The organism is Mesorhizobium sp. YM1C-6-2 (genome assembly GCF_003666685.1).
In the GTDB taxonomy this organism is placed as follows: Bacteria; Pseudomonadota; Alphaproteobacteria; order Rhizobiales; family Rhizobiaceae; genus Mesorhizobium_K.
The window spans coordinates 106,350-126,758 of the sequence record NZ_RCIZ01000012.1; the positions used below are offsets into that span (position 1 = coordinate 106,350).

Annotated in this window: 18 protein-coding genes; 8 read left to right on the forward strand and 10 right to left on the reverse strand. The window is 62.1% G+C overall.

Annotated features, from left to right (window positions below):
* Positions 1 to 594 precede the first annotated feature (594 nt).
* Positions 595 to 3,516, forward strand: coding sequence for an excinuclease ABC subunit UvrA (gene uvrA, locus D8676_RS23205; RefSeq protein WP_121583465.1), 2,922 nt, complete (start codon positions 595 to 597; stop codon positions 3,514 to 3,516).
* A 47-nt stretch (positions 3,517 to 3,563) separates the two neighbouring features.
* Here the strand turns inward: uvrA and D8676_RS27080 are convergent, their stop codons facing one another.
* The 5 genes from D8676_RS27080 to D8676_RS23215 all read right to left on the reverse strand — a co-directional run bounded on the left by D8676_RS27080 (position 3,564) and on the right by D8676_RS23215 (position 6,471).
* Positions 3,564 to 4,520, reverse strand: coding sequence for a hypothetical protein (locus tag D8676_RS27080; RefSeq protein ID WP_147448242.1), 957 nt, complete (start codon positions 4,518 to 4,520; stop codon positions 3,564 to 3,566).
* Positions 4,521 to 4,777: 257 nt separating this feature from the next.
* Complete coding sequence (locus D8676_RS27085; protein ID WP_147448243.1) at positions 4,778 to 5,506, reverse strand: hypothetical protein; 729 nt, start codon at positions 5,504 to 5,506, stop codon at positions 4,778 to 4,780.
* Between the two features lie 179 nt (positions 5,507 to 5,685).
* Complete coding sequence (locus D8676_RS23210) at positions 5,686 to 5,895, reverse strand: type II toxin-antitoxin system VapC family toxin (RefSeq protein WP_183097212.1); 210 nt, start codon at positions 5,893 to 5,895, stop codon at positions 5,686 to 5,688.
* Between the two features lie 49 nt (positions 5,896 to 5,944).
* Complete coding sequence (locus tag D8676_RS27880) at positions 5,945 to 6,079, reverse strand: type II toxin-antitoxin system VapC family toxin (RefSeq protein WP_147448244.1); 135 nt, start codon at positions 6,077 to 6,079, stop codon at positions 5,945 to 5,947.
* Positions 6,073 to 6,471, reverse strand: a complete 399-nt coding sequence (locus D8676_RS23215; protein ID WP_121583467.1) for a type II toxin-antitoxin system prevent-host-death family antitoxin — start codon at positions 6,469 to 6,471, stop codon at positions 6,073 to 6,075. The genes D8676_RS27880 and D8676_RS23215 overlap by 7 nt, the downstream gene beginning before the upstream one ends.
* 290 nt (positions 6,472 to 6,761) lie before the next feature.
* Between D8676_RS23215 and D8676_RS23220 the strand changes: the two genes are divergently transcribed.
* From D8676_RS23220 to D8676_RS23235, 4 genes are all read left to right on the forward strand, one after another.
* Entirely contained in the window at positions 6,762 to 7,730 is a 969-nt protein-coding gene (locus tag D8676_RS23220; protein WP_121583468.1) for a hypothetical protein, read from the forward strand.
* A 192-nt stretch (positions 7,731 to 7,922) separates the two neighbouring features.
* The gene (locus D8676_RS23225; protein ID WP_121583469.1) at positions 7,923 to 8,387 is read left to right on the forward strand and encodes a DUF3597 domain-containing protein; all 465 of its coding nucleotides are present in this window, start codon (positions 7,923 to 7,925) and stop codon (positions 8,385 to 8,387) included.
* A 117-nt stretch (positions 8,388 to 8,504) separates the two neighbouring features.
* Positions 8,505 to 9,305, forward strand: coding sequence for a DUF72 domain-containing protein (locus D8676_RS23230; protein WP_121583470.1), 801 nt, complete (start codon positions 8,505 to 8,507; stop codon positions 9,303 to 9,305).
* Positions 9,306 to 9,428: 123 nt separating this feature from the next.
* A complete protein-coding gene (locus tag D8676_RS23235; RefSeq protein ID WP_121583471.1) occupies positions 9,429 to 10,244 on the forward strand; it encodes a methyltransferase domain-containing protein in 816 nt (271 codons plus the stop codon).
* 9 nt (positions 10,245 to 10,253) lie between these two features.
* Here the strand turns inward: D8676_RS23235 and D8676_RS23240 are convergent, their stop codons facing one another.
* On the reverse strand, positions 10,254 to 11,756 hold the full coding sequence (locus tag D8676_RS23240) for an NAD(P)H-hydrate dehydratase (protein WP_121583472.1): 1,503 nt from the start codon (positions 11,754 to 11,756) through the stop codon (positions 10,254 to 10,256).
* 332 nt (positions 11,757 to 12,088) lie between these two features.
* Here D8676_RS23240 and D8676_RS23245 point away from each other — a divergent pair, with 332 nt between their 5' ends.
* On the forward strand, positions 12,089 to 12,427 hold the full coding sequence (locus tag D8676_RS23245; RefSeq protein ID WP_121583473.1) for a P-II family nitrogen regulator: 339 nt from the start codon (positions 12,089 to 12,091) through the stop codon (positions 12,425 to 12,427).
* A 40-nt stretch (positions 12,428 to 12,467) separates the two neighbouring features.
* Positions 12,468 to 13,877: a type I glutamate--ammonia ligase gene (glnA, locus tag D8676_RS23250; RefSeq protein ID WP_121583474.1), complete on the forward strand. Its 1,410-nt coding sequence runs from the start codon at positions 12,468 to 12,470 to the stop codon at positions 13,875 to 13,877.
* A gap of 84 nt (positions 13,878 to 13,961) precedes the next feature.
* On the opposite strand, the gene D8676_RS23255 is transcribed toward glnA, so the two are convergent.
* The 3 genes from D8676_RS23255 to D8676_RS23265 form a co-directional block, all read right to left on the reverse strand.
* Positions 13,962 to 15,737, reverse strand: coding sequence for a hypothetical protein (locus D8676_RS23255; protein ID WP_121583475.1), 1,776 nt, complete (start codon positions 15,735 to 15,737; stop codon positions 13,962 to 13,964).
* Positions 15,738 to 15,879: 142 nt separating this feature from the next.
* Positions 15,880 to 16,770, reverse strand: coding sequence for an alpha/beta hydrolase (locus D8676_RS23260; RefSeq protein WP_121583497.1), 891 nt, complete (start codon positions 16,768 to 16,770; stop codon positions 15,880 to 15,882).
* 257 nt (positions 16,771 to 17,027) lie between these two features.
* Positions 17,028 to 18,068 (reverse strand): glutamine synthetase beta-grasp domain-containing protein, encoded by a 1,041-nt coding sequence (locus D8676_RS23265; RefSeq protein WP_121583476.1) that lies wholly within the window; start codon positions 18,066 to 18,068, stop codon positions 17,028 to 17,030.
* Between the two features lie 305 nt (positions 18,069 to 18,373).
* Between D8676_RS23265 and D8676_RS23270 the strand changes: the two genes are divergently transcribed.
* Positions 18,374 to 18,571 (forward strand): DUF2735 domain-containing protein, encoded by a 198-nt coding sequence (locus D8676_RS23270; RefSeq protein ID WP_121583477.1) that lies wholly within the window; start codon positions 18,374 to 18,376, stop codon positions 18,569 to 18,571.
* A gap of 124 nt (positions 18,572 to 18,695) precedes the next feature.
* On the opposite strand, the gene D8676_RS23275 is transcribed toward D8676_RS23270, so the two are convergent.
* Entirely contained in the window at positions 18,696 to 20,348 is a 1,653-nt protein-coding gene (locus D8676_RS23275) for an ABC transporter substrate-binding protein (protein ID WP_121583478.1), read from the reverse strand.
* Positions 20,349 to 20,409 lie beyond the last annotated feature (61 nt).

The following is a 20,409-nucleotide window of genomic DNA, read 5'->3' on the forward strand; positions in this document are numbered from 1 at the left end:
GTCTCTGATTGTCGGTTGATTCAGCAGACCTCGTTTCACCTGAGATCAGGTTTCGCCTGACGGATCAGGGAGTTGTCTGCCTAGGCTCCAGTTCCTTTAGAGGAGCCTCTCGAGACTGTCCGGTGGAGTCATTCCTTCCTCCTTCGTCAGTTTTCGCAAGCCTCTACGGTCGCCTCGTCGCTGGTCTGCGGCGTCTCGCAAACCGCCCTTTGGCAGCGATGATGTCCGGTGGGCATCCGGCTCCGTGAGACACTTATTAAACTTGGACCTCGTGGCCTGTGGCGTCAACCGCGAAAGGTCGCCTGCAAAGAAATGTGATCGTCGCTTCTTGAGAGAAGCTTATCCACGCGGAATTGTCAGGAGCCCGTTCTACCTCTGTTCTTTTCGCTTGCCCTGCGGGCAAGAGGAGGGCTAGACCTCCTGGGAACAAGGGCACCGCCCTCGACGTAGCGGCGAAAATACCTAAATAAGAGGCTGGCCGGTGACACCCTGCCATCCCGACATTTCAGAGCATCGGACCGAAAAGTGCGAAGCGGTTTTTCGGACCAATCCGATGCTTAAACACAATAAGTAGACGAGGCGGCGGACCCGGCCATGGCCGACCACAAATACCTTTCCATTCGCGGCGCGCGCGAGCACAACCTCAAGAACGTCGATCTCGACCTGCCCCGGGACTCGCTGATCGTGATGACCGGCCTTTCCGGCTCGGGAAAATCGTCTCTCGCCTTCGACACCATCTATGCCGAGGGCCAGCGCCGCTACGTCGAGAGCCTGTCGGCCTATGCCCGCCAGTTCCTGGAGATGATGCAGAAGCCGGACGTCGACCAGATCGACGGCCTGTCGCCGGCGATCTCGATCGAGCAGAAGACGACCTCGCGCAACCCGCGCTCGACGGTCGGCACGGTCACCGAGATCTACGACTACATGCGCCTGCTGTTCGCCCGCGCCGGCGTCCCCTACTCGCCGGCGACCGGCCTGCCGATCGAGAGCCAGACGGTCAGCCAGATGGTCGACCGGGTGCTGGCGCTCGACGAGGGCACGCGGCTCTACATCCTCGCCCCCATCGTGCGCGGGCGGAAGGGCGAGTACCGCAAGGAACTCGCCGAGCTGCAGAAGAAGGGGTTCCAGCGCGTCAAGGTCGACGGCGCCTTCTACGAGATCGCCGACGTCCCTGCCCTCGACAAGAAGTACAAGCACGACATCGACGTGGTGGTCGACCGCATCGTGGTGCGCGCCGACCTCGCCACCCGGCTGGCGGACTCGCTCGAGACGTCGCTGAAGCTCGCAGACGGCATCGCGGTCGCGGAATTCGCCGACAAGCCGCTCGACGCCAGCCAGACCGGCGCGGATGCGGTCAACAAGAGCGCGAATGAAACCCACGAACGCATTCTTTTCTCTGAGAAATTCGCCTGCCCAGTGTCGGGCTTCACCATCCCCGAGATCGAGCCCCGGCTGTTCTCCTTCAACAACCCGTTCGGCGCCTGCCCGTCCTGCGACGGGCTCGGCAGCCAGCGCGCCATCGACGCCAGCCTGGTGGTGCCCGACGAGACCGTGTCGCTGCGCGACGGCGCCGTTGCCCCATGGGCTAAGTCGACCTCGCCCTATTACGCGCAGACGCTGGAAGCGCTCGGCAAGGCCTACGGCTTCAAGCTCGGCGACCGCTTTTCCGACCTCAAGAAGGAGGCGCAGGACGCCATCCTGCACGGCACCGGCTCGAAGGAAATCACCTTCAGCTATGACGATGGCCTGCGCTCCTACAAGACGACCAAGACCTTCGAGGGCGTCATCCCCAATCTGGAGCGCCGCTGGAAGGAGACGGAATCGGCCTGGATGCGCGAGGAGATCGAGCGCTTCATGTCGGCCACCCCCTGCCCTGCCTGCAACGGCTACCGGCTGAAGCCCGAGTCGCTCGCCGTGAAGATCGACGGCCTGCATATCGGCCAGGTCAGCGAAATGTCGATCCGCAAGGCCGACCGCTGGTTCACCGACCTGCCCGACCATCTCTCGGCCAAGCAGAACGAGATCGCCGCGCGCATCCTGAAGGAGATCCGCGAGCGGCTGCGCTTCCTCAACGATGTCGGCCTCGACTACCTCACCATGTCCCGCAACTCCGGCACGCTCAGCGGTGGCGAGAGCCAGCGCATCCGGCTGGCCTCGCAGATCGGCTCGGGGCTGACAGGCGTGCTCTACGTGCTCGACGAGCCCTCGATCGGCCTCCACCAGCGCGACAATTCCCGCCTGCTCGACACGCTGAAGCACCTGCGCGACCTCGGCAACACGGTGATCGTCGTCGAGCATGACGAGGACGCCATCCTGCATGCCGACTATGTCGTCGACATCGGCCCGGCCGCCGGCATCCATGGCGGCCAGGTGATCGCGCAGGGCACGCCGCGCGACATCATGGCGAACCCCAACTCCATCACCGGCAGATATCTGTCCGGCGAGCTGGAGATCGCCACGCCGCCATCCCGCCGCCAGCCGAAGAAGAACAAGCGCATCCGCGTCGTCGGTGCGCGCGGCAACAATCTGAAGAACGTCACCGCCGAGATCCCGATCGGCGTCTTCACCGCCGTCACCGGCGTGTCGGGCGGCGGCAAGTCGACCTTCCTGATCGAGACGCTGTTCAAGGCGGCGTCGCGCCGCATCATGGGCAGCAGAGAACACCCGGCCGAGCACGACCGCGTCGAGGGACTGGAATTCCTCGACAAGGTCATCGACATCGACCAGAGCCCGATCGGCCGCACGCCGCGCTCCAACCCGGCCACCTACACCGGCGCCTTCACGCCGATCCGCGACTGGTTCGCCAACCTGCCGGAGGCCAAGGCGCGCGGCTACCAGCCGGGCCGCTTCTCCTTCAACGTCAAGGGCGGCCGCTGCGAGGCCTGCCAGGGCGACGGCGTCATCAAGATCGAGATGCACTTCCTGCCCGACGTCTACGTCACCTGCGACGTCTGCCACGGCAAGCGCTACAACCGCGAGACGCTCGACGTGCTGTTCAAGGGCAAGTCGATCGCCGACGTGCTCGACATGACGGTCGAGGAAGGCGTCGAGTTCTTCTCGGCGGTGCCTGGTGTGCGCGACAAGCTGGTCACGCTGAACCAGGTCGGCCTCGGCTACATCCATATCGGCCAGCAGGCCAACACGTTGTCCGGCGGCGAGGCGCAGCGCATAAAACTCGCGAAGGAGCTGTCGCGCAAGGCGACCGGCAAGACGCTCTACATCCTCGACGAGCCGACCACCGGCCTGCATTTCCACGACGTCGCGAAGCTCCTCGAAGTGCTGCACGAGCTGGTCGACCAGGGCAACACGGTCGTCGTCATCGAGCACAATCTCGAAGTGATAAAAACCGCCGACTGGGTCCTCGACCTCGGCCCCGAAGGCGGCGACGGCGGCGGCGAGCTCGTGGCGTCAGGCACGCCGGAGGATATCGCGGCCGAGAAGCGCAGCTATACGGGGCAGTTCCTCAAGGAACTGCTGGGGAGACGGCCGGGAAAAAGGGCGCAGGCGGCGGAGTGAGTGGGGATTTTCTCAGAACGTTGACCACGCAGACTACGACTAGTTATTCACCCAACATCGTAGTTGTGTGTGTATACCAAATTTCCTGCATCGTCCCTTCTATCAGTACTTTTAATTCCCCAATAAGATGACGGACCACCGCGCTCTGGCGACGAGTTCCATTTTTCTCTGAGATACAAAATCCAGCTTTCTCGCCACGAGGATTGTATCGCCCCATCTGGTCGGGAACGAGAATTCAAGTGGCTGAACATATTACTTAGAGGCAGCCACTCATTTCGAGATATGTCAAACCTGAGCTGGCTCATTCCCATCTGCGCTTTGATGATACCGAGAATGTTGAAAGAGAAAAAATTCGCATTTCGCAGGTACCTATCTGCCGCGTTACAGCAAGAGCGGAATCGGTTTAGATGAAGAAGATCATTGTCAGCGTATCCAAAGCTTACACCGCAAGACCGTGCGACGCGCTCCAAAGATCGCAACTGTTTGATTTTTGCATCTGCTGGCAAGACATATTCTCTACCAACTAGCTTCGCCCCAAGCGAGCGATACCGATCATTCAGTTTCGTATCTATCCTACGCAACTCGCTATATTGCTTGGAAGCCCGCTCCACCGGCAGCTTTAGGTATTCTGCTGTAACATGCTTCACGCCGACGGAAGCAAACATTCTTATTTGATTAGCAGCGGCTTCCTCCTGTCCCCAAATAATTGGCTGGAGTCTTAGCGAGACCGCAATGTCTCTAGAAGCCAGTTCCGCTGCAGCCCTTAGCCGTTCATCTAAGTTTGGTACGCCACGCTCCATTCCGGACTGCGTTGGCAGATCTCCGCCTGTGACAGAAATTCTCACATATGCATTGGCACCCTGAAGCGCGCGCAAATATGCTGGTTCGGCCGGCATTGCGCTTTTCGTGCTTATTACGAATGGATAATCAAATTCGCGTAGTATTTCGAGCGCTGCCAACGATACCGCCCACGTCTTCTCCCACGGGCTGAACGGATCGTTCATACCTCCGAACTGAATTGGGATGCGGTGGGCTAAGAATTCCTCGACCGCACCCCTAGCGAGACCAGAGTGTGCGCGTCGCAGCCTTTTAAAAAGTTGCCGTGGTGCTAACGATTGAGCCGGCCCATTGCCGACGGCACCCCCTCGGGCCTTCGAGAAGCAATATGCGCACGAAAATTGACACCTGTTGTAGCTATCCAATCTGAGTGGAATGCTGCAGAACGGCAACTGGCTGGTGAGCGCAAGGTAATACTTGTAGCTCATAATTCAAACAAATACCTAATAACGAAAATTATGTTCTGAATAACAGTTATAGCCGTCATCACTACGGCACATCCCAACGATACCCAAATAAAGTATCTAATATATACTTTAGACGCGGAATACCGTCCAAGTAGTTCCCAGAACAAATCCCTTTGCCTATCTTCAGATAGACTCTCATTGATTGAGAGAACATAGGATTTATCACCGTAGACAAACGTCCACTTGGTGCCATCACCTTCAACTGACGGTTTCTCGCTTGGATTACCTGCGCTTGCTGTCGACTCCGCAAATTTCTTCGCCAGCAATCGTTCCAAGAACTTTTGTTGCTGTGAAATATCAAGTTTAGGGTAGGCGTAATAGGATTCCCAAGCCAGCCACCGAGGAGAATGTCCGCGTTCTGCATATGCAAGATAAGACGGATAACGTTGCATAAAACTAGGTGCACAAAAAGTATATATAAGGAACGCTACAAAATACGCGAACGAGGCGAACCACAGTATAATCCAGCTAAACGGCAGCTCAAGATTTCCAAACATCATTAGTATGGGATGGCTGGCCTGGGCTGCGGACACGATGTCCAAGGTGTTGACAGCGAGTGGCGCGAGGGCGAACCAGCTGACAAAAAACCGCGTCAGCGCAGGATGGAAATACCTAGATAGGAATTGCCAATGACTAGACTCATTGGAGAAGCGGGTCCAACCACTCTGAAAGCTTTGCCAGATCATATTCGAGAATCCGAACCGTTAATGCGAAGAGCATGTCAGCATGCCCAGACAGCGTGGTGACAGGAGCAAAGCAAGACTGTCCCAGTTTCGCAAGATGGATCATGCCGGGGAAAAAAATCGTAGATGTGAGTTCCGATTAATGGGGCGTCGCACATTAGGAGGGAGCTTACAACGATGACCTACCCCCACACCACCTCTGCTCCCATCCCGCTCAGCCACCTATCCTTCGACACCAGTATCAGCCCCTCCACCACTGCCTGAGCCGCGAGCATCCGGTCGAACGGATCGCGATGTTCCGGGCCATACGAGCCCGCCCGGATCGCGTGCCGGGCGGAGAGCGGCAGAAGGTCGAACCCCTCCGCCGCAACCACTTCCTCGAACGCATTCACCAGCGGCGCGACCTCGGGCCAACGGCCCCGATAGTGCTTGTAGCTCGCTTCAATAGGCGGAAACCGTGCTGACAAAGACCCTATTGTCGGCGTCCTCCAGCAAGCGTCTCACCTTGATCGGCAGCATCGGGCTGTCCATCAGCCACCAGGCCAGGGTGTGCGTATCGAGCAGGCACCCTACCATTTGCCGTCGTTCGAATACTTGCCTTCCCAAGCCGCCAGTTCGTCAGCAGGCAGCGGATCGAAGAAGCTGTCGGGCAGCGACATCTGGCCTTTGAACCGCCCCGGCACGCGCTTCTTCTTTGCAGCCGGCGCGACTGTCGCAACAGGCTTGCCATTCTGCATGATGGTGAACTCCCTGCCCGCCTCCAAAGCCTGTCGTAGCCCCTTGATGTCGAACTCGGCTTGTCCGTCCTCGGCAAAGCCCGCCGGTTCCTTCCTGCCCGCGTCACGCACCGGCACCAGCCGCACCGCCGGCTTGTTGCGGCGGGCGATGACGATCTCCTCCCCCGCCTCGGCGCGCGCGACGAGGTCGGAAAGCTGCGTCTTGGCGTCGTGCATGTTGATCGTGGCCATGGCGATAATGTAGCTAGAAACCTAGCTAGATACAATGGAACCCTTCCTTCTCCCCTTGAGGGAGAAGGTGGCCGAGCGAAGCGAGGTCGGATGAGGGGGGTTGGAAGGAATGAGAGGTCGGCGATCCTGCGAACACCCCTCATCCGTCGCCTTTTCTCCCGCTCACTGCGTTCGCGCGAGGGCGACACCTTCTCCCTCAAGGGGAGAAGGGAGGGCGCGAAACCACGAGCAGTTTATCCACGCCCCTCCCCACCCGTACGATAATCCCGCCGCCTTGAAAGGAGGCGGCGATGGACGGAACGGCGGCGATCAACCACAATCTCGAGGCGCTGAAGCGCATCCTGGCCGGCCTTGTCGCCATGGCCGGGCTTGGCTGCCTTTCCTCTCCCCTTGCGGGAGAGGATGGTTCGGCTCGGCGAGGCGAAGCCGAGCCGCTAGCCGAACCTGGTGAGGGGTCCGGCAGCCGTCCAACCCTGCCCCGCCATCTCCGGCTCGCCATATTGCGGCTGCTGCGTCCGGCCGAATCCGCCGCGCGGCGGCTGATCATCGCGTCCGCGCGCGGCATGACGGTGGCCCTGCCGCAGCCGCAAAAACGCGAGACCAAGCCCACGACCGTCGAGCCGCTTCTTCGCCGTTTCGGCATCGCCGTCGTCATGTCTCCGACCGACGTCGCGAGCGCCGCCGCTGCCAGGCGAATCGCCGCCTTGCGCGCTGCCCGTCCGCGAAAACCTTGCCTGCCGCTGTTCGACCCGCCACGCCGTTTCTCCCGCCTGCAGAAAACCCGCATCGTCCCCGCGCACGCCGCCCCGCGCATCCTTCTGCCCGGTCTCGTCCAACCGTTTTCCCTCCCGCCGCCGCCCTCGCCCGACGACGCGATCGACGCCACGCGGCTGGCCCTGCGCCTCGCAGCACTGGCCGCCGCGCTCGACGACCTGCCGGGACAGGCAAGGCGCTTCGCCCGCTGGAAGGCGCGGCGGGCGGCATCGATCCTCCCCTGCGAAGAGGTGTCCTCCCCGGGTCTTGCCTTCGGCAAGACCAAGGACTGGCTCCGGGACGGAGGGGGCGCGGCGGACACGCGCAAAGCACCCGGCCGCATCAAACGCGTCTCGCCCCTGCGTCCCGGTCGCCCGCCCGGCGGCCGTCTGTCGCGCTACGACCCGGCCGCAACCATCAAGCGCAACGTCCGCGAGGTCGACGCGGTTCTGGCGCATGCCCATGCGCTGGCCCTCCACGCGCTGGAGCATCCCGACACGTCATGATGCATGGCCGCCCGGGTCGGATTTTCTGAAAATTTTCAATGGCCAGGCCGGACAAAAAGCCGGTGCGGCGACGATCCCGGCTGCCGGGACAGGGTGATCGGCCTTTGATCTTCGCCGGGCAGCGGCTACAACCGTCCTGCATGCATTTTTGCATGGCGGGCGGATAGTCCACGAAGCACAGGGAAAGAGAGAATGGGTATCTTCGACAAGATCAAAAGCGCCATCTGGGGTGGAAAAGACGCGGCCGCGGCGGCGCCGACGACCATCGCCAGCACCTCCGCCAAGCCGGCGACCGCTTCGGCGACGGCTGCGCCTTCCGCGCCTGCGCCCGCTCCGAAGACGGAGTCCGCCGCCCCGGCTCCCGCGCCCACCAAGGCGCCTGCCCCCGCGTCGGCCGGCGGTGCGGTCGATGTCGCCGCCATCCTCGACGCCGCGGTGAAGGCCAGCGGCCAGAAGCTCGACTGGAAGAAGTCCATCGTCGACCTGATGAAGGCGCTGAAGCTCGACAGCAGCATCGGCGCGCGCAAGGAGCTGGCCGACGAGCTCGGCTACACCGGCGACAAGAACGATTCCGCCAAGATGAACGTCTGGCTGCACAAGCAGGTCATCCAGAAGCTCAAGGACAATGGCGGCAAGGTTCCCGCCGACCTGCTCTGACGCGCTTGCCGGGCGTCAGGGAGTGTCAGCAATGGCTCATCCCCTGGCGCCCGGCCATGGACTTCCGGTGACGGAGAGGCCAACGGTTGCCGCGTCCGACACGAATAGGAGGTCACGATGGCAGCTTCAGGAAAGATCAGGGCAGGAATGGGCGGCTGGACCTTCGAGCCTTGGGACACCTCTTTCTATCCCGAAAAACTCTCGAAGGCGAAGCAGCTCAACTATGCCAGCCGGCAGGTACCGACCATCGAGGTCAACGGCACCTACTACTCGACCTTCAAGCCGCCGACCTTCGCCAAATGGGCGGCCGATGCACCCGACGGTTTTGTCTTCTCGCTGAAGGCGATCCGCTTCGCCACCAACCGCCGCGTGCTCGCCGAAGCCGGCGAGTCCGTCCAGCGCTTCCTCGGCTCCGGCGTCTCCGAGCTCGGCGACAAGCTCGGGCCGATCCTCTGGCAGTTCGCGCCGACGAAAAAATTCGACGAGGACGATTTCGGCGCCTTCCTGAAACTGCTGCCGGAGAAGCAGGACGGGGTGAAGCTCCGCCACGCGGTCGAGGTCCGCACCGACTCCTTCATCGTGCCCGAGTTCGTCGCGCTCTGCCGCAGGCACGATGTCGCCATCGTCTATGCCGACCACGAGAAGTACCCGGCGATCTCCGACGTGACCGGCGACTTCGTCTACGCGCGGCTGCAGACGGGTTCGGACGACGAGCCGACCTGCTACACGCCGAAGGCGCTCGACGCCTGGGCAAAACGCGCAAAGCTCTGGGCCGAGGGCAAGGCGCCCCACGATCTCCCCCGCGCCGATCCGGCGAGCGAAGCATCGGTCGAGCCGCGCGACGTGTTCGTCTATTTCATCACGTCGGGAAAGGTGCGCGCGCCGCACGGGGCGATGGCGTTCATGGAGCGCGTATAACTCCTTTGCACCGTTTGCCTGGACGGATGCGGCGTGGCATATTTCCTGCCAGCGCCGTGCAGTCGGCCTTCCCTCGAAAAACGCCGATCGACCTCGGGACCACGGCAGTTTGAGGAGCCTGTCATGCCCACGGCCGACGAACTGCACAGCTACATCATCAAGGGCGGAGAAGAAGGCCGTGCCCGGCTGTCCGTGCTGGCGCGGGTGCTGGCGCCGACAACAGAGGGCCTGCTCGACCGCTTCGAGCCGCTGGGTGGGCTGACAGTGGTCGACGCCGGATGCGGCGCCGGCGACGTGAGCTTCGAGCTGGGCGAGCGGGTCGGATCCGCCGGCCGGGTGATCGGGCTCGATCTCGACGAGACCAAGCTCGCATCGGCGCGTGGCGAGGCGGAACGGCGCGCGACCGTTCATGTGGAGTTCCACAGGAGCAGCGTGGTCGAGAAGTGGCCGGCGGAAGAGGCCGGCTTCGTCTACGTTCGCTTCGTGCTGACGCATCTGCCGGTGCCCGAAGCCCTGCTCTACCGGGCAAAGGAGGCGCTGTCGCCAGGCGGCGTCATCGTCGTCGAGGATATCGATTTCGGCGGCCATTTCTGCGATCCATACTGCGAGGCATTCTACCGCTACAGCGAACTCTACGCGGCCACGGCGAAGCAGCGCGGCGCCGACGCTTTCATCGGCCGCCGTCTCGCTAGGATGCTCGACATCGCGGGCTTCGCCGACGTGCAGTCCTCGCTCGTCCAACCCTACGGTCATAGCGGCGAGGTGAAGCAGATTTCATCGCTGACGCTCGGCGCCGTCAGCGATGCAATCGTGGCGGCGAATCTTGCGACGGCCGAGGAACTCGCAAGCCTCAAGCTGGAATTGCAGGCGTTCGCGGCACGGCCCGATACGACGCTGGCCCTGCCGCGCATCTTCCAGGCATGGGGGCGAAAGCCGTAATCTGCGGTTCTAGGGGGAGTCCAGAAGATCGCGCAGCAGCGGCAGAAGCAGGCCCGGAATATCCTCGGCGATCAGGCCCGGGCCGAAGCGCGACCCGGCCTCGGCATGCAGCCAGACAGCTGCCGACGCCGCCTCGAAGGATGGCATCCCCTGCGCCAGAAAACCGGCGGTGATGCCGGCAAGAACGTCTCCAGAGCCGGCGGTAGCGAGCCAGGGGGCGGCATTGGCGTTGATCGCGGCACGACCGTCGGCGGCCGCAATCACGGTGTCCGGTCCCTTCAGGATCACTGTCGCGCCGGCGAGCGCGGCCGCCTTGCGCGCGCGGTCGACCTTCGATGCGTTTCGGTCGCGGGCAAGTTCCGGAAAGACACGGGCGAACTCGCCTTCATGAGGCGTCAGCACGACTTGCGGCGCGTTCTTTGCCTGGAAAGCGAGGAGAAACTCATCGCGGCGGCGGGATAGATGGGTCAGCGCGTCGGCGTCCAAAACGATATGACGAACGCGGCCAGCACTGGCCGTAACCAGCCCGAGCGCGAAGTCGCCGACGCTTTCCTGAAGCCCCAGGCCCGGCCCCAAGACAAGCGCGCCAGGCCCTCGCTCGTCCAGCCATTCAGCAACCTCCTCCGGCGAATCCGCCTTGCGGAGTATAATAGAGGTCAGGTGCGCCGCGTTCACCGCAAGCGCGCTGCGGGGCGACAGCAGCGTGACCGCCCCTGCCCCGGCGCGTGCCGCGGCGATGGCCGTGAGCCGCGCGGCGCCCGTCGACGATATGCCGCCTGAGACCACGCCGACATGCCCGCGCGCATATTTATGCGTGTCCGTTGCCGGCTGTGGAAACTCCCGGCCCCACAGCGCCGGCGTATTCTCGAAACAGGCCGGCCTGATCGTATCGAGCACCTGCCGCCTGATGCCGATCTGGGCGATGCTCGTGTCGCCACAGAGTTCGCGTCCCGGCTGGAGAAGATGCCCGGGCTTCTTGCGGAAGAACGTGACTGTCAGCTCTGCCTTGAACGCCGTGCCGAGAACCTGTCCGGTCTCCCCCGACACGCCCGATGGCAAGTCGACGGAGATGACCGTCGAACCGGCGGCGGCGCATACCTCGATAGCCTTGGCCGCTTCGCCCTCGATCGCTTTCGACAGGCCCGCCCCGAACAGCGCGTCGATCACGATCGACCCCTGTGTTGGCGAGAACCCTGCCAGGGGGACTGCCCCTATCGGGCATTCATCGGCGGCAGTCGCAGCATCGGTGCCTTGTTTCGGTTTACCGAGCGCCCACAGCCGAACCGGCATGCCAGCCTCCCGCAGCAGCTTCGCCACAACATAGCCGTCGCCGCCATTGTTGCCCGGGCCGCAAAGGACGTCCGCAGCCTTCGCTTCAGGGTAGCGCTCGAGCACCAGAGCCGCGACCGCGGAACCCGCGTGCCGCATCAGTCCCATGCCGTCGAACGGTCCGGCTTCGATTGCCAGACGGTCGGCTTCAGCCATTTCCTGAGGCGTCAACAACTCATGCATCGTGGATCGGCGCTGCTTTGCTCATCGGCTTCCGGTAGCACGAACCTCGCGAACTGCGGAATAGTTGGGCGCCTTACCCCTTCCCATGCAAAGCCTCTTGCTCACAATTTGGGCAGCCTGCACAATCTTTACACTGCCTGATTTGGTGGCAGTTGTAGCCTCTGCGCAAGGAAACATCGATTTCGAGCAGATATCGTCCTCTGAAATCAAATTTCTCCTCCACCGACAATTTCCACGCAATATCACTCCTGTGGAGCGGACTGGCACGGTTCGTGCTAGACGTTGCGCAAGCGGGGCCAAGGGCCCCACGTCCGGCATTGGAGGCTCAGGAAATGAAGAAGATCGAGGCAATCATAAAGCCGTTCAAGCTCGACGAGGTGAAGGAGGCGCTTCAGGAAGCTGGGCTGCAAGGCATCACCGTGACCGAAGCCAAGGGTTTTGGACGCCAGAAGGGACATACCGAACTCTATCGGGGCGCCGAGTACGTCGTCGACTTCCTGCCCAAGGTGAAGATCGAGGTAGTGCTGGGCGACGACGCGGTCGAAGGCGCCATCGAGGCGATCCGCAAGGCCGCGCAGACCGGCCGTATCGGCGACGGCAAGATTTTCGTTTCAAACATCGAAGAAGTCATCCGTATCCGCACCGGCGAAACGGGCATAGACGCCGTCTGAACCAAGCGGTTATCAGGTCAACGATTCAGGGAAGCAGGACATGACCACAGCCAAAGACATCATGAAGCAGATCAAGGACAACGACGTGAAATTCGTCGACCTGCGCTTCACCGATCCCAAGGGTAAGTTGCAGCACGTTACGATGGATATCGCCGAGGTCGATGAGGACATGTTCGCCGACGGCGTGATGTTCGACGGCTCCTCCATTGCCGGCTGGAAGGCCATCAACGAGTCCGACATGGTGCTCATGCCCGACACCGAAACGGTTCATATGGACCCGTTCTTCGCGCAATCAACCCTGGTCGTCCTGTGCGACATCCTCGACCCGGTATCGGGAGAGCCCTACAACCGCGACCCGCGCGGCATCGCCAAGAAGGCCGAGGCCTACATGAAGTCGGAAGGCATCGGCGACACGATCTATGTCGGTCCGGAAGCCGAGTTCTTCGTGTTCGACGACGTCAAGTACAAGGCCGATCCGTACAACACCGGATTCCATCTCGATTCGACCGAACTGCCGTCGAACGACGACACCCATTACGAGACGGGCAATCTGGGCCATCGCCCGCGCGTCAAGGGCGGCTATTTCCCGGTGCCGCCGATCGACTCGGCGCAGGACATGCGCTCCGAGATGCTGACCGTGCTCGCCGAGATGGGCGTGCGCGTCGAAAAGCACCATCACGAGGTGGCGGCAGCCCAGCACGAACTCGGGATCAAGTTCGACACGCTGGTGCGCAACGCCGACAAGATGCTGATCTACAAATACGTCGTGCACCAAGTCGCCAACGCCTATGGCAAGACGGCGACCTTCATGCCGAAGCCGATCTTCGGCGACAACGGCTCGGGCATGCACGTGCACATGTCGATCTGGAAGGGCGGCAAGCCGACCTTTGCCGGCAACGAGTATGCCGGCCTGTCGGAAAACTGCCTCTATTTCATCGGCGGCGTCATCAAGCACGCCAAGGCGATCAACGCCTTCACCAACCCGCTGACCAACTCCTATAAGCGCCTGGTGCCGGGCTATGAGGCGCCGGTGTTGCTCGCCTATTCGGCCCGCAACCGCTCGGCCTCCTGCCGCATCCCGTTCGGCTCGTCGCCAAAATCGAAGCGGCTGGAAGTGCGCTTCCCCGATCCGGGTGCAAATCCCTATCTCGGCTTCGCGGCGCTGCTGATGGCCGGCCTCGACGGTATCAAGAACAAGATCCATCCCGGCCAGCCTATGGACAAGGATCTCTACGACCTGCCGCCGAAAGAGCTGAAAAAGATCCCGACCGTCTGCGGCAGCCTGCGCGAGGCGCTGCAGAGCCTCGACAAGGATCGCGGCTTCCTGAAGGCGGGAGGCGTCTTCGACGACGACCAAATCGATGCCTACATCGAGCTCAAGATGGCCGAGGTGATGCGTTTCGAGATGACGCCGCACCCGGTCGAGTTCGACATGTACTATTCGGTTTGAGCTTTGCGGCCGACCGTTCCAGCAAGACGAAAACCCCGGCGACATGCCGGGGTTTTTCTTTGGTCTGGTTGGACAGGCGCATGCCTACAAACGTCCCAGCGTGAGCATGCCGGGGTCGCCGCGCCAAGCTTTGGCTAGTTCGTCGGAAGCTTTCTGTTCGGCCAGCGCGTCGCCCTTGGCTTTGGCCGCCTCCTTCAACCCATTGAGAGCCCAGGCGCTGCCCTGCTCGCGCTCCAACGCCATTTGGAACTCCTTTTCCGCTTCCACCGGCTGGCCCGTCGCAAGCAGCGCTGCGCCGAGCGACTGCCTTACCGGATAGTACCAGAACGGCGGCTCCATATAGGGGATGGTGTCCTGCGCCGCCGCAGCCTTTTTCAGGACCTCGACGGCGGTCTTCTGATCGTCCTCGGCCTGCGCAGCCCGGGCGAGCACGACGTCACCGGCGACCTGGAGCACCGGACGCGCCGGAATGCCCCATGCGTCGAGAACAGACCAATCCGTCTCAGTCAGGATCTTCTGGATTGCATCGGCCTCCGCGCGCGCTCCAGCCGCATCCTTCTTGGTCGCAAGGGCAGCGCCCCGCGCGTAGTGCCACATCGCCTTCACGTAAGGCGGTGCGCCCGGAGGATCCGGCAGCGCAAGCACGGTGTCCGGATCGGCGTATTGCGCCCAGGCGAAGTACGGGGCCGCCTTGACCGGTTGGGAGATGGGTATGGCTGTCGCAACGTCGTTGCTCAGCCATTTATCGAGTTTGTCCGCCTGCTCGAGGACGGTGGCTTTTTCGCCGAGCAACGCAGCCGACACCAGCACGAAGTGGACGTTGTGGGAATAATAGCCGATCGGATAGACGCCCACTGCTCCTGTCTCGGCTATGTAGGTCTCATCGACTTTCGAGGCTGTCTTGTTGGCGTCCAGCGAATCCCCATAGCGGCCGATCCGGTAGTAGATATGGCTCGGCATGTGCACGATGTGCCCGGCGCCGGGCATCAGCGCCGCGAGGCGGTCGGCATAGGGTTCGCCCCGCTCGGGGCGATCGGACGCCTCGACGAAATGGATATAGAGGTGCATCGCCCAGGGATCGTCGGGCTTCTTGGCCAGGACCGCTTCCAGGCGTTTCTGGATATCGGCGCCACGGCCCTTCGGCACCTTGCCGCCGGGTTCCCAGTAGTCCCAGGGCTGGGTGTCCATGCCGGCTTCGGCCGCCGCGACCGCCAACAGCAGATCGTCGGGATATTTGTCCGACAGCGTTGCCATGGCGTCGGCGAAGGCGGCGTCGAGCGGCGGCCGCTCGGCGTTCGGGTCGTCCGAATAGCGCGTCGCGACAGCCTCGATCAGCGCCTTCTCCTTGTCGGTCGCGCCGCCCGCCAGCGCCTGTGCTTTGTGCAACGCCGCCAGCGCCGGCCCGTTCGCCTCGGGGGCCATGGGCACATTGATGTTGGGGCCCAGTATCAGCGCCTCGCCGAGGAAGCAGAGCGCGCAGTCCGGATCGAGGCGCTGGGCTTTCCGGAACGACCGTTGAGCTTCGGCGTGATTGAAGTTCGCGGCCAGCTTCAGTCCCTGGTCGAAATAGGCCTGTGCTTCTGCATTTTTCGTGCTGACGGGATAGCTCAGCGAGCCAAGGTCTTTCCACAGCGGCACGTCGCCGTCTTCATAGGCTTTCGCGGCCGCGGTGTCCTTCAGGTCAGGCGAAACGGTTGCAACCAAGCAATGGGCTGCTTTCCGTAACTCGGTAGCGGCAGCTTCGCGCAGCCGGGCGGCATCGGAATTGTCGCCTACAAAAGCAATCGCTGCACCCGCCCCAAGTCCTGCAAAGGCAAGCGTCGCCGCTCCTGCGCGCGGCAGGAAATCACGTGTTTTCATCTAAGCCTCCTATGGCTTTATCAACGAGGAAAAGCCTTGATCGCAGCTCGGCGATCGTCGCGGGCGTAAAGGCGGTGCCCGCGACGATCATAATATCACCTTTTGCTAATTTGTCGAAGAGGCATGCTGAAACGTCCCGGCTTCAACGTGTCGTTCCGCAGCAGCAGGCACTCAACGGATCAGTGTTTCCATTCGCTGCGACCAAGGATTTCGGGGCGCCCGGCGTTCGAGCCGCTCTCACGCTGGCCTCTATCAGCTCGGCGACATGAGCCGGATGGGTCGAGATCATGAAATGCGCCGCCCCGGCGACCGTCTTGAAGGTCGCGCCCTCGATCGACATCGCGACCAGGCCATTGGCGCGGCAGATCGCGGGATGGCTCCGCGCGCCTACGGCCACGGACACCGGAACCTCGATCGCCGCCAGCATCTCCGGCGAGAGCGGCTGGTCATAGGCGCAGGCCCAGTCGAGCATGTTGACCGGCGTCGTTTCGACGGCATAGGCGCGCACCCGCTCGGGCCAGGCAGCGTAGGTCCCCTCGCCCCCGTAAAAATCGATCATCGTTCGGATCGCTTGCCGGTCGCCTCCGCGCCAGCCGGCGAAATAGGCGTCCGTCATCTCGCGGAAGGCGCGATAATGCGCGTCCTCGCCGCAGTGCTTGAGAATGGATGGAACTGGTGCTTCAAGCACGGTCAGACTGGCGATCGGGACGCGCCTGCGCATGGCGACGAGCAGCGCAATCGCTCCGCCGAAGGAATGGCCGACGAGATGCACGCCCGCGCCGGCGGACGCCTTGCCGATGACCCGCTCGAGGATTTCGACTTCGAGTTCGACCGACGGATTATCTTCCAGCCGGCGCTCGGCCGTCTGACCATAGCCGAGCAGACTGGTCGTCACGCAACGAAATCGTCCGTCGAGCGCCTTGACCACCGGCCGCCATGCAAGGCCGGTGCTGCACGAACCCGGCACCAGCACGAGTGTCGGACCGCACCCCTGGTCCTCGAATTCGATGCGCCCGCGCACGTCCTCGATCATGACATGCTCCGAAAGACAGGCCGAATCGCTGCTGCGATGCGGCGGTCCCATCGGTAGACCACCGTTGTTGCGGGTCAGCGCCGGACAGCCTGCCGGCCGGAAACGAACTGGTTACAGACGCGCGCAGGTCATGTCGTCTGCCGGCGGCGTCGCGCATGCCTGGAGGGTAGGCGCCCGATGGCGGAGGGAAGCGAGCAGGCAAAACCCCCGGCGGCAGGGCGCCGAGGGTTGGGATCGCGAACCAGGTTCGCCGGCTTTCAGGCCGCGGCCTTCTCTGCCGCGTCGACCGGAACTTCCGAAATCGTCTTCAAGACCTGCGAGGCGATCTGGTAGGGGTCGCCCTGCGAGTTCGGGCGGCGATCTTCCAGATAGCCCTTGTAGTCGTTCTTGACGAAAGAATGCGGGACACGGATCGAGGCTCCGCGGTCGGCAACGCCATAGCTGAACTTGTTCCACGGCGCGGTCTCGTGCTTGCCGGTCAGGCGCTTGTCGTTGTCCGGCCCGTAGACGGCGATGTGATCCATCAGGTTCCGGTCGAAGGCCGCCATCAGCGCTTCGAAATAGGCCTTCCCGCCAATTTCGCGCATGTATCTGGTCGAGAAGTTGCAATGCATGCCGGAGCCGTTCCAGTCGGTGTCGCCGAGCGGCTTGCAGTGGAACTCGATGTCGATGCCGTGTTTTTCGCACAGGCGCAGCAGCAGGTAGCGCGCCATCCAGATCTGGTCGGCGGCCTTCCTGGAGCCCTTGCCGAAGATCTGGAATTCCCACTGGCCCTTGGCCACCTCGGCATTGATGCCTTCATGGTTGATGCCTGCGGCGAGGCAGAGGTCGAGGTGCTCCTCGACAAGCTGGCGGGCGATGTCGCCGACGTTCTTGTAGCCGATACCGGTGTAGTACGGACCTTGCGGGGCCGGATAGCCGCTTTCGGGGAAACCGAGCGGGCGGCCGTCCTTGTAGAAGAAATATTCCTGCTCGAACCCGAACCAGGCGTCGTCGTCGTCGAGGATGGTGGCGCGGCTGTTGGAGGCGTGCGGCGTGACGCCGTCCGGCATCATGACCTCGCACATGACGAGCACGCCGTTGGTGCGGGCTGGGTCCGGGTAGAGCGCGACGGGCTTCAGCACGCAGTCGGAGCTATGGCCCTTTGCCTGCATCGTGGACGAGCCGTCGAAACCCCAGAGCGGCAGCTGATCGAGCGTCGGGAAGGCCTCGAATTCCTTGACCTGCGTCTTGCCGCGGAGATTGGGGACCGGCGTGTATCCGTCCAGCCAGATATATTCGAGCTTGTATTTCGTCATTTCGACCTCACGTCAGCAATAGTTCAATCCGAAGCCCTCGAAGGGCGTCTCCGGCCGGGAACGGCCGCAGCCACAAGGCGTTAAGCAAGCCGCGTGCCAGTCCGTAGCCAACGTTCAAGTGCAATGACGATGCGATGTCGTGTTCGACTGGGGGATGGCGTGCCATCCGGACCAGCATTTTCACAGACTGCACAACTACTATGCAGTTCATGATATTTTTGCAGGCATCATGCCCAAATGACTTGCAAACAACGGCTTATGCAGTACTGAATCTTTGTCGAAAGAAGTGAACGGGATTTCCGACAATGGACGCGAAGACAAATCGCCCGTCGGCACAAATCTTGAGCTTTCCCGCCGGCGGGCATCGAACTGCCTCAATTTTAAGCGCCCAGGCCAAATTCGCGGCAGAGCTAAGGGCATTGCGCAAATTGAAGATCGCGCCGGAGACGGCCTGGTATCACCAGGAAGCGATCGACGGCGACCCTGGCACCCGCAAGAACTGAGCGCAGGGCATCGAGAGCCGGGTTATCCGGGTCAATACCGCAGCTAGTCCAAAGCTATCTTCCCTTGGCTCCGTCCAATGCCTCCACGTGATCCACCGCGCGGTGGATCACGCAGCCGCGAAGGTCATGCGTCTGGGTCGAGCCAGACCTTGCCCATATCCATCTCGAAGGACGGGTGCATCCGGTGGCCTTGCACCGCAGCCGCAGAATGGTTGTAGAGCTTGCGCCAGTACGGCTGGATGATCACACCGGACTGCTGAAGGATGGTCTGGATATCCTTCATGATCTCTCGCCGCGCGTCGGCATCGGACACCGACATCGCTCTTTCGAGCTTGCTGTCGAACTCCTTGTCCGCGAATGCGGTTTCGTTCCAAGATTCTCCCGACCGATAGCCGATCGCCAATATCTGGACCCCGAGAGGGCGCGAGTTCCAGGTCGTCAGCGAAAACGGATACTTGGCCCAGTCATTCCAGAAGGTCGAGCCTGGCAGGACAGTGCGTTTCACCTTGAAGCCCGCCTCCCGCATTTGGGTGGCGATGACGTCGCCGGTGTTCTTGTGCCACTCCTCGTCGGTCGAGATCAGCTCATGCTCGAAATCCAGCTGACCGGCCTCGGCCATGAGCGCCTTCGCCTTGTCGATGTCGCGAGCAATGGGAGGAAGTTCGGCATATTCCGGGTGGATCTGACAGACATGGTGGTTTTCCGCCACCGAGCCCAAACCGCCATAGCCGAGTTGCAAGACAATCTCGTTGTCGACCGCAAGCTGTATCGCTTGCCGGACCCGCACATCATCATAGGGCTTGTTGCCGATGTTCGTGCGGCAAACGATGGTAGCGGCGGTGACGACCTCCGACTTGACCAGGCCCAGGCCATCGAGGATCGAGACGAAGTCGCCGGTCGTCTCGTAGTTCGTATGAACTTCACCCGATTCAAAGGCGTTGACGGTAGCATTGGGATCGGAGCCGTAGTCGATGAACTCGATACCGTCCAGCAGTGCTTCGCCACCCCACCATTTTCCGTCTTCGCGGCGCTTGTATTCGACCCGCACGCCGACGTCATAGGAAACGAGTTCGAACGGGCCCGTGCCAATCGGGTTCGCCGCAAAATTTGCTCCGGTCTCATCGAAGCTGCGGTGGACGATCAGGGCGGTGTAGTCGGTTATCGACGGTATGATCGTGATATCCGATTTCAGCAGCGTCAGCTTGACGGTGAGATCGTCGATCTTGGTGACCGCGCCTTCGCGGAGCTTTCCCGACGCTTCGTCGACCAGCGTCCCGAGGCGCCCGGGCATGGAATTGCCTTCGGCCGACCGGTCGCACCAGCGGGTGAAGTTGAAAACGACGTCATCGGCATTGAAGGCGTCGCCATTGGTCCAGGTCACGCCATCGCGCAATTTAAGGACATATTCGGTGGCGTCCTCGTTGACCTCCCAGCTTTCGAGCAGGTTGGGCTCGAATGTGAAGTCGCTGGTGTATTTCACCAACGGTTCAAGCGTTTGCCGTTGCGCGTTCCCAACCTCCGGCCATTCCGATATTCGGGGGTCCTTGGGTTCCTTGACCACCATGGCCACTTTCAGGATGCCGCCCTTCTTCGGCTCCTGGGCAGCGGCCTCAGGCGTGGAGAGGCCGAGCAACCCATAAGCCATGGCCGTCGACGCCCCAAACAGGCTGGCAGTCGCCAGAAACTCGCGCCGATCCATCTTTCCGGGCATGGCGCCCTCGGCAAGGTCGATGACATGCTGGGGAACGTGATCGGAATTGCTCTTGAAGAAGTTCATGAGTTGCCTTTCTGGAATCGTATCGCCTTCGCAGCCACTGCGAGTGACGCCGCATATGCGG